Here is a 9,357-nt window from a genome sequence, read left to right on the forward strand (position 1 = left end):
GCCGGGCGAGCTCAGGGCCAGTGCGGCGAGCGTGACACCGGAAATCGGCTGGGCACTGCACCCCTGCCCGGGAACATATCCGCCAGCACGGCCGCCATCTCGAGGTAACAGCGCCGGCTTTCCTTGCTCAGTCGATCTAGTTCGATCTGCTTGCCTTCGTGGATGTGCCGATCGAACGGCAGCACCACCGTCGCGGCGACGCGCGCGGACAATCGGTCGATTTCGTTGGCGGCCAACACCTCCACTTTGGCCGGCTCGACGTGGTTGACCGCCAGGATCGTGCACCGCACCAAAGCCTGATATCCGTTGTTGCCCAACCAATCCAGCGTGGTCGCCGTCTTTCGTATCGCATCGATCGAGGTGCTGGTCACCACGACCAGCGCCCGCGCCTCGGGCAAGACGGCGTCCATCACGCCCGAGTTGAGCGCCTTGGCGCAGTCCAACAGCACCACCGAGTAGTGGTTGCGCAGCAGGGAAAACGCTTTGACCACGTCGTGGCGCTCGAGCCGCCAGTCAGTGTGCGCGTAGTCCGGCAGGCCGAGCACTTCCAGGCCGAAATTGTTCATGTAGGTGTGCGCGCGGATGTCCGCGTAACTCGTGGCCGTCTTATCGGTGAGCAGGTCCGCCATGCCCAGCGGGTTCGGCCGGCCATGCCGCTCGGCCAGGTCCCCGGCGTCGATGTCGACGGCCACTATCCGGTCATGACGCACCTCGGCGAACGTCGACCCGAGCGCCTCCACCACCGCCGTCTTGCCGACGCCGCCCTTGAGGTTGAGAACGGCGATGGGAAACGCGCCGCCCACGTCCACGCGGATCCGGTCGCGCAGGTCGTCCATGTACTGCGCGGCCTTGCCGGGACCGAGGTCGACCCCGGTCACCCGGTGGATCACGTCGCGCCAGTTGAAGCCCGCAGAAGCGCTGGGGTCGCCCTGCTCGAGCCCGTCGAGCGCCGTGCCGCCCGCCGGCCTCGGTGCGCGCGGTCGTGGAACTAAACGCTCAGGTCGAGCCGGTGTTTTCGGCCGGGGCAGGGACGGCATCGCCCGATAGGACTGCGGCATGGTGGCCGCCCTGGAGTCGACGTCGCGCCAGCTGGGGGCGCGCTGCGGACGAACCGGCGGGCGCGGCGGCCCCGCCGACGACGCGGGCTGCTGAACGTCTCCGCGAATCGAACCGCGGTTGCGCATACCCCCCGTATAACCCCCGTCAAGCGGTTCGGAAACCACGAATCCGGGCCGGCGCGTCGAAACCGGCAAATTACGGCGGTGTCGGCCGCGCCTCAGCCGAAGAAGGCGGCGGCGTCGTCGTAGCGACTCTCGGGTACCAGCTTGAGTTGGCGCACCGCGTCGGCCAGCGCCACCCGCCCGATGTCCTGCCCCCGCAGCGACACCATCTGGCCGTACTCCCCCGCGTGTGCGGCGTCGGCGGCGTTGACGCCGAACCGCGTGGCCAGCACCCGGTCATACGCCGTCGGCGTGCCCCCGCGCTGGACATGGCCCAGCACGGTCACCCGGACGTCCTTGTTGATCCGCTTCTCCACCTCGGCGCCCAGCTGCGCGGCGACACCGGTGAACTTTTCGTGGCCAAACTCGTCAAGTCCGCCCTCGCGCAACGAGATTGAACCCGGTACGGGTTTGGCTCCCTCGGCGACCACGCAGATGAAGTGCGAATCCCCGCGCTGGAAGCGGCGTTTGACGAGCCGGCACACCTCCTCGACGTCGAAGGGCTGCTCGGGAATCAGCGTCATGTGCGCGCCGGACGCCAGGCCGGCGTTCAGCGCGATCCAGCCGGCGTGCCGGCCCATCACCTCGACCAGCATCACCCGCTGATGCGATTCGGCGGTGCTGTGCAGCCGGTCGATGGCGTCGGTGGCCACCGTCAGCGCGGTGTCGTGACCGAAAGTGACGTCGGTGCAGTCGATGTCGTTGTCGATGGTCTTCGGCACGCCGACGACCGGCACGTTTTCCTCCGACAGCCAGTGCGCGGCGGTCAGGGTGCCTTCACCGCCGATGGGGATGAGCACATCGATGCCGTTGTCGTCCAACGTCTGCTTGATCTGGTCCAGCCCGGCGCGCAGTTTGTCCGGGTGCACCCGGGCGGTGCCCAGCATCGTGCCGCCCTTGGCCAGCAGCCGGTCGTTGCGGTCGTCGTTCTGCAGTTGGATGCGCCGGTTTTCCAGCAACCCGCGCCACCCGTCCTGAAACCCGACCACCGACGAGCCGTACCGGGCGTCGCAGGTGCGCACCACGGCCCGAATGACGGCGTTCAGCCCCGGGCAATCGCCGCCTCCGGTGAGAATTCCGATCCGCATGCCCTTATCTTGCCCTGCGCGCCACCGGCACGGCAGCGAAAGTCAGATGGCCGACGGCAGCGGCCCGCGGGCGGCCTCGTAGGCGGCGCCGACGCGGTAGAGGCGGTCGTCGGCCAGCGCGGGCGCCATGATCTGCAGGCCGACCGGCAGGTCGTCGTCGGGCGACAGCCCCGATGGCACCGACATGCCGCAGTGGCCGGCCAGATTCAGTGGCAGCGTGCACAGGTCGAACAGGTACATCGCCAGCGGATCGTCCACCTTCTCCCCCAACGGGAAGGCGGTGGTCGGCGTCGCGGGCGACACCACCACGTCGACGGACTCGTACGCCCGGTCCAGGTCGCGCGCGATCAGTGTGCGCACCTTCTGCGCCTGGTTGTAATAGGCGTCGTAGTAACCTGCCGACAGCGCGTAGGTGCCGATCATGATGCGCCGCTTGACTTCCGGTCCGAATCCGGCGGCGCGGGTCAGCGCCATCACTTCCTCGGCGCTGTGCGTGCCGTCGTCGCCGACGCGCAGCCCGTAGCGCATGGCGTCGAAGCGGGCCAGGTTGCTCGATACCTCCGAGGGCAGGATCAGGTAGTAGGCGGCCAGCGCGTATTCGAAGTGCGGGCAGTCCACCTCGCTCACCTCGGCGCCCAGTTCGGTCAGTTTCGCGACGGCGGCCTCGAACGAGGCCAGCACCCCCGGCTGGTAGCCGTCGCCGCGCAACTGCTTCACCACGCCGACGCGCACGCCCTTGAGGTCCCCCGCCGCCCCGGCCCTGGCGGCGCCGACGACATCGGGCACCGACGCCTCGACGGAGGTGGAGTCGCGGGTGTCGTGACCGGCGATCACCTGGTGCAGCAGCGCGGTGTCCAGCACGGTGCGCGCGCACGGGCCGCCCTGATCCAGCGACGACGCACACGCCACCAGGCCGTAGCGCGACACGGTGCCGTAGGTGGGTTTGACCCCGACCGTCGCGGTCAGCGCCGCAGGCTGCCGGATGGAGCCGCCGGTGTCGGATCCGATGGCCAGCGGCGCCTGGAACGCGGCCAGCGCCGCCGCGCTGCCGCCGCCGGAGCCGCCGGGCACCCGGTCGAGGTTCCATGGGTTGCGGGTCGGACCGTAGGCGGAGTTCTCCGTCGAGCTGCCCATGGCGAACTCGTCCATGTTGGTCTTGCCCAGGATCGGGATCCCCGCGGCGCGCAACCGCGTGGTGACGGTGGCGTCGTAGGGCGAACGCCAGCCCTCGAGGATCTTGGACCCGCAGGTGGTGGGCATGTCGACGGTGGTGAACACGTCCTTGAGCGCAAGCGGCACCCCGGCCAGCGGCGACGGCAGGCGCTCGCCCGCGGCCACCGCCTCGTCGATCACGGCCGCCGCCCCCAACGCCTCGTCGGCGGCCACGTGCAAGAAGGCGTGGTACCGGTCGTCGGTCGCGGCGATCTGGTCCAGGCACGCCTGGGTGACCTCGACCGACGACAGCTCCTTGGCGGCGATTCGCGCGCCCAGGGTCGCCGCGTCGGATCGGATGATCTCGTTCACTCGCTGTCCCCCAGGATCTGCGGCACCGCGAAGCGGCCGTCGGCGGCCTCGGGCGCCTCGGCCAGCGCTTCGGATTGGGTCAGGCAGGGGGTCGGCTCGTCCGGGCGGGTGACGTTCACGTCCTTGAGGGGGTTGTCGGTCGCTTCGACGCCGGTGACGTCGACCGCCTGCACCTGGCTGACGTGGGTGAGGATGGCGTCGAGCTGGCCGGCGAAGCTGTCCAGCTCGGCATCGGTCAGCGCCAGGCGGGACAGCCGCGCCAGGTGCGCCACCTCGTCGCGGGAGATTCCAGACACGATCCGAAAGCCTAGCCGCGAGGGTGCGGCCGGGTTCAGGCCCGCCGGTTATCCGCAGAAATGCAGTGGACACCTCGCTGTGCGACAGTGTTGGCCGTGCCGTCCTATCTATTGCGCATCGAGCTGGTCGACCGCCCAGGCAGCCTGGGCTCGCTGGCCGTGGCGCTCGGTTCGGTGGGCGCCGACATCTTGTCGCTCGACGTGGTGGAGCGCAGCTCGGGGTACGCGATCGACGACCTGGTGATCGAGCTGCCGCCGGGGGCAATGCCGGACACGCTGATCACCGCGGCGGAGTCGCTTGCGGGTGTGCGGGTGGACAGCGTGCGTCCGCACACCGGGCTGCTCGAAGCCCATCGCGAACTGGAGCTGCTCGACCACGTCGCCGCGGCCGGCGACAGCGCGTCGCGGTTGCAGGTGCTGGCCAACGAGGCGCCCCGGGTGCTGCGCGTCAGTTGGTGCACCGTGGTGCGCGGTGCGGGCGACGAGCTTCAGCGCCTGGCGTCCAGCCGGGGCGCGCCGGAGACGCGGGCGGTTTCGGCCCCGTGGCTCCCGATCGAACGCGCCGCGACGTTGGACGGCGCCGCCGAGTGGGTGCCGCAGGCGTGGCGCGACATGGACACCACGATGGTCGCCGCCCCGCTGGGGGACCCGCACACGGCGGTGGTGCTGGGGCGCCCGGGCCCGGAGTTTCGGCCGTCGGAGGTGGCCCGCCTGGGCTACCTGGCCGGCATCGTGGCCACGATGCTGCGCTGATCCCCGGGATCAAACTGCCGAACGTGACCTCCTTTTCAGCTGCCGGACCCCGGTAGGGTTGAGGGGAGTTGCCGGTCGATGACGGCCTCGCGCTCGTCCGGGGAGGAGGGCGACAGTGACGGAGACAGCAGCGCCACCGCAGCGGCTAGACCCCCGCAACTTGCTAAGCGAATGGGCTAACGCTTCAGACGAGTGGGTGCGCTACATCGTCCGACACGTAATACAGGGTGGCGGCCCGCTCGGAAGAGACGAGGAGACCGACGCATACGCACTCTTTCGGCAGGAGAAGGCCTTCGATAAGCGCGAGCTGCCAGTGGAGCAGCCGTTGGCCACCTTCGAAGACGAAGATGAGGCGATCGAGCGCCTTCAGCTGACTTCCCTCTCCGGTGTCACTGGTGTCAATGCCCTAGTTGAAGGCAGCGTCATCGAACCGCACGAAGGGCTGACGATTCTGTTCGGGGAGAACGGCACCGGCAAGACCGGGTACTCCCGGATCTTCAAGGCCCTCGCAGCGAGCCGCACTGCCGACACGATCCTGGGCGACATAGAAGCGACCTCACCGCGGGCTATGTCTGCACTGGTCGGTTACACGCTCGGTTCCGAGTCGAGGACGTATACCTGGACAGGCCAACAGGGTGTGATCCCGTTCACGAGGATCTCGATTTTCGACAGCCCATGCGTCAGCTTCCACGTCGATGACGATCTCGAATACGTCTATGTCCCAGCCGCATTGGCGTTGTTTAATCATGTGATCTCGGGTATCAAGTCGGTACAGGCGCACATCGAACAGGCCGTCCGGGACCTGCGATCAGGATCCACAGGAATTTTGTCTCGGTTTCCGCGGGGCGCGACCGTATACCCGCTCATAGAGACACTTGGAGCCGCCACTGATCTGGAGCAATTAAGGGCAGCAGCGGACCCCGATACGAACGTCGACACCCGCATCGCCGAGCTGCGCCGTACGGTCGCGGCGTTGGAAGCGGACACCATCGGCGCCGAGATCAAGCTCCAGCAACACGTCCAGCACATCCTGGCCCTGGCGTCGACGGCCGGCAGCGTGGTGGCCGAGTTCAATGTTGCCGAATACAACCGCGAGCTAGTGACGCTGGCCGGCCTCGAGGATGATTACCGCACCTTCCGAACGACGCTGTTTGAGGCGGCCGATCTTCCCGCCGCGCCCGAAGAAACGTGGAGCACCTTTATTTCGTCTGGGGAGAGCTACCAGGCGCACCTTGTCGCCGTGGGATCGCACGATGCGGACAGGTGTCTGTACTGCCGGCAGCCGCTGGGCGACGCGGCACGGGCCCTAATCGGCAAGTACTCCGAATACCTGGAAGACAAGATTGCAGTCGATATCGCCGCTTCGAAGACGCGGCTGGGTGCGCTGACCGAAGGGGTTACCTCTATTGAGGTCGGCGAGGCCTCCACGTTCGCCAAGGACTACGCCGCCGCCGAAGACAAGCCACAGTTCCACGCCGAGCTTGACCGCACCCTGGCCACCATCGCCGAGCTAACCGAGCATATTCGGTCCGCGTCGGCGATTGAGCCGGCCTTGGTCGAGCACGCCGCGGCAAGCGCGGCAGTGCTAGCCGCGGCGCTGGCGAACACCACACGGGTGCTGGGGGAGTTGAGAAAACAAGCAGCAACGCGGGCTGAAACTCTGAGAGAGAAAAAGAGGGAGCTGATCGAGCTCGAGGCTGCGGCCGAGTTAACGAAGTCCTGGACACTCATCGAGTCGCACGTGCGTGACGCGAAACAGGCCGACCGCTTGACGCTGCTAGCCAAGCCGATGTCCGGCCTACTACGCGCAGTCACGGCGCTGGCAAAGACCGCAAGCGATCAAATGATCAACGAGAGCTTCGACTCGCTTTTCCACGAAGAATGCACGGCCCTTCGCGCGCCCGAGCTACAGGTGGAGTTTGTCGGCCGCCAAGGGCGCGCACAACGCCGCAAGGTCCTGACCGGGAAGGTTAAGCCATCTAAGGTGCTCTCTGAAGGCGAGCAGAAGGTGCTCGCAATGGCGGATTTCCTAGCGGAGGCGCGCCTCGCCGGGATAAACGCGCCGGTTATTTTCGATGATCCTGTGTCGAGTCTCGATCACCGACGTATCAGCGAAGTCGCACAGCGCATCGCGTCTCTCGCCGAGACGACGCAGGTCATCGTGTTCACCCACGACATCTTCTTCGCGACCACTCTGCTACTTCTTATGGAGCAAACCAAGCGGTGTTCGTACTTCCAAGTGACCGACGAGGATGGCGCAGGACAGATCACGCGGGCTACCGGGCCACGTTGGGACAACTTGAGCAACCTCAAAAAGAACATTAACGAGACCATTCAGGCGGCCAAGTCCCAACAGGGAGATGCCCGGGCCGCGCTTGTCAGAACCGGCTACAACTGGATCAGGTCATGGTGTGAGGTGTTCACCGAGACAGAGCTGCTTCAAGGCGTCACTCAGCGCTACCAACCAAACGTGCGTATGACCAACCTGACGAAGATAAAGTCCGGCGCGCTCCCCGCAGCAATCGAGACTGTCAACCGCATCTTCGAGGAAGCGTGCCGCTATATAGACGGCCACTCGCAACCGCTGCCGAGCCTTGGCGTCAGCCCTACGCTCGCGGCTCTAGAAGGTCACTGGGCCGAACTTACCGAAGCTAGAACCACATATAACGCCGCTGCCGGCTAGCCCCTCCTACTGTCAGAGCACTCTCCACCACTCATCGATACGAGTTAGTGTTGCCCGGATTTCGAGCCGCCACCACCGGGTCGTCGTCCTCCCATAGCAGCAGCTGACGCACCGCGGGACGCGGCCCATAGGGCCGGAGCATGGTGCTGGCCGGACGCGGGCGAACCCGCTGCGGCCACCAGAACCAGCGACCGAGAATCCTTGCGACAGAAGGGGTCATGAACGAGCGCACGATCAGCGTGTCGAACAGCAAGCCGAGGCCGATCGTGGTGCCGATCTGGCCGAGCACCTGGAATCCGCTGAACACGAACGCACACATGGTGACCGCGAAGACGATGCCGGCGGAGGTGACCACCGATCCGGAGCCCGCCATCGCCCGGATGATGCCGGTGTTCAAGCCGGCGTGTATTTCTTCCTTGAACCGGGAGATCAGCAGCAGGTTGTAGTCGGACCCGACCGCCAACAGCAGGATCACCGCCAGCGCGAGCACCACCCAGTACAGCTGGATGCCGAAGAGATACTGCCACACCAGGACTGACAGCCCGAACGAGGCGCCCAACGAAAGGGCCACCGTGCCGACGATGACCAGCGCGGCGATCAGGCTGCGGGTGATGATCATCATGATCAGCAGGATCAGGCTCAGCGCGGCGAACGCCACGATCATCAGGTCGTACTTGGCGCCGTCCTGAATGTCCTTGTACGTCGCGGCGGTTCCGCCCAGATAGACTCCCGCGTCCGCCATCGGCGTGCCCTTGAGCGCCTCGTGCGCCGCCTTGGCCATGGGATCGATGTGCGAAATGCCCGCGGGCGTGGCCGGATCGCCCTCATGCGTGACGATCATGCGAGCGGCCTTGCCGTCCGGCGAGAGGAACAGTTTGAGCCCGCGCTTGAAGTCGGGGTTGTTGAACACCTCGGGCGGCAGATAGAACGTGTCGTCGTTCTTGGCCGCGTCGAACGCCCGCCCCAACGCCGTCGCGTTGTCGATCGCGGCAGCGGTCTGCGCGTAAATGCCGGACAGCGTGGCGTAATTGGCCAGCGTCAGATCGCGATTGGTCTGCTGGCTGTCGATCTGCGGCGGTATCAGCGCCACCAGTTTCGGCTGCAGCGCGTCGAGCTGGTCGAGGGAGGCCGTGAGGTTTTCGAACTTCTCGGTGAGCTGATCGATGCCGTCGAGCGCGTCGAACAGCGAGCGGAACGCGAAGCAGACCGGGATGTCGTAACAGTGCCGCTCCCAATAGAAGTAGCTGCGGACCGGCCGGAAGAAGTCGTCGAAGTTCGCGATCTTGTCGCGCAGATCCTGGATCGTGCCGAGCGTGTCGTGGAAGCTCTGCGTCTCGTCGTGGGTGGTGTTGGCGAGTTGCTGCTGCAATACGTATTGCTGCCTCAAGATGTTGATGGTCTTGTTCAGCTCGTTGGCCTGCTTGAGGGCGTCGTTGGCCCGATCTTGTTGGTAGGTCAGGTTTTCCTGCTGCGCCGCGCTGGAATTGCTGACCACGAACGCGAGCGAGCTGTGCACCAGCGGGGTGCCCAAGGGCCGGGTGATGGTCTGCACCTGCGCCACGCCGGGAACGTGGAACACCGCCTTGGCCACCTTGTCCAGGATGAGCATGCTTTCTGGGTTGCGCATGTCGTGATCGGTTTCCACCATGAGCAATTCGGGCTCGAGCCGGGCCCGCGAGAAATGCTTCTCGGCCGCGGTGTACCCGATGTTGGCCGGCGCGCTGGCGCTGGTGGGGCTGATCGCCTTGCCCGGGTACAAGACCAGTTACGACACCCGCCCCTACATGCCCGCC

The 9,357-nt window shown here is 66.3% G+C and carries 6 protein-coding genes and 1 pseudogene; 2 read left to right on the forward strand and 5 right to left on the reverse strand.

The window, feature by feature from the left end; genetic code table 11:
• Nucleotides 1-11 precede the first annotated feature (11 nt).
• From A5680_RS21150 to gatC, 4 genes are all read right to left on the reverse strand, one after another.
• A complete protein-coding gene (locus tag A5680_RS21150; RefSeq protein ID WP_067822782.1) occupies nucleotides 12-1,184 on the reverse strand; it encodes a MinD/ParA family protein in 1,173 nt (390 codons plus the stop codon).
• 92 nt (nucleotides 1,185-1,276) lie between these two features.
• The gene (locus tag A5680_RS21155; RefSeq protein ID WP_067822785.1) at nucleotides 1,277-2,308 is read right to left on the reverse strand and encodes an ATP-dependent 6-phosphofructokinase; all 1,032 of its coding nucleotides are present in this window, start codon (nucleotides 2,306-2,308) and stop codon (nucleotides 1,277-1,279) included.
• 42 nt (nucleotides 2,309-2,350) lie between these two features.
• A complete protein-coding gene (gene gatA, locus A5680_RS21160; protein ID WP_067822789.1) occupies nucleotides 2,351-3,832 on the reverse strand; it encodes an Asp-tRNA(Asn)/Glu-tRNA(Gln) amidotransferase subunit GatA in 1,482 nt (493 codons plus the stop codon).
• Nucleotides 3,829-4,128 (reverse strand): Asp-tRNA(Asn)/Glu-tRNA(Gln) amidotransferase subunit GatC, encoded by a 300-nt coding sequence (gene gatC, locus A5680_RS21165; protein WP_055404830.1) that lies wholly within the window; start codon nucleotides 4,126-4,128, stop codon nucleotides 3,829-3,831. The genes gatA and gatC overlap by 4 nt, the downstream gene beginning before the upstream one ends.
• A gap of 96 nt (nucleotides 4,129-4,224) precedes the next feature.
• Between gatC and A5680_RS21170 the strand changes: the two genes are divergently transcribed.
• Both A5680_RS21170 and A5680_RS21175 read left to right on the forward strand, forming a co-directional pair.
• Nucleotides 4,225-4,881, forward strand: a complete 657-nt coding sequence (locus A5680_RS21170; RefSeq protein ID WP_156669458.1) for an amino acid-binding protein — start codon at nucleotides 4,225-4,227, stop codon at nucleotides 4,879-4,881.
• Nucleotides 4,882-4,996: 115 nt separating this feature from the next.
• Complete coding sequence (locus tag A5680_RS21175) at nucleotides 4,997-7,564, forward strand: AAA family ATPase (RefSeq protein WP_082970443.1); 2,568 nt, start codon at nucleotides 4,997-4,999, stop codon at nucleotides 7,562-7,564.
• Between the two features lie 31 nt (nucleotides 7,565-7,595).
• Here A5680_RS21175 and A5680_RS21180 read toward each other — a convergent pair.
• Nucleotides 7,596-9,290: pseudogene (locus tag A5680_RS21180) on the reverse strand (MMPL family transporter); the annotation flags it as partial.
• Nucleotides 9,291-9,357: the final 67 nt, after the last annotated feature.

The sequence above is a fragment of the Mycobacterium sp. E2989 genome (assembly GCF_001667595.1).
Taxonomy (GTDB): domain Bacteria; phylum Actinomycetota; class Actinomycetes; order Mycobacteriales; family Mycobacteriaceae; genus Mycobacterium.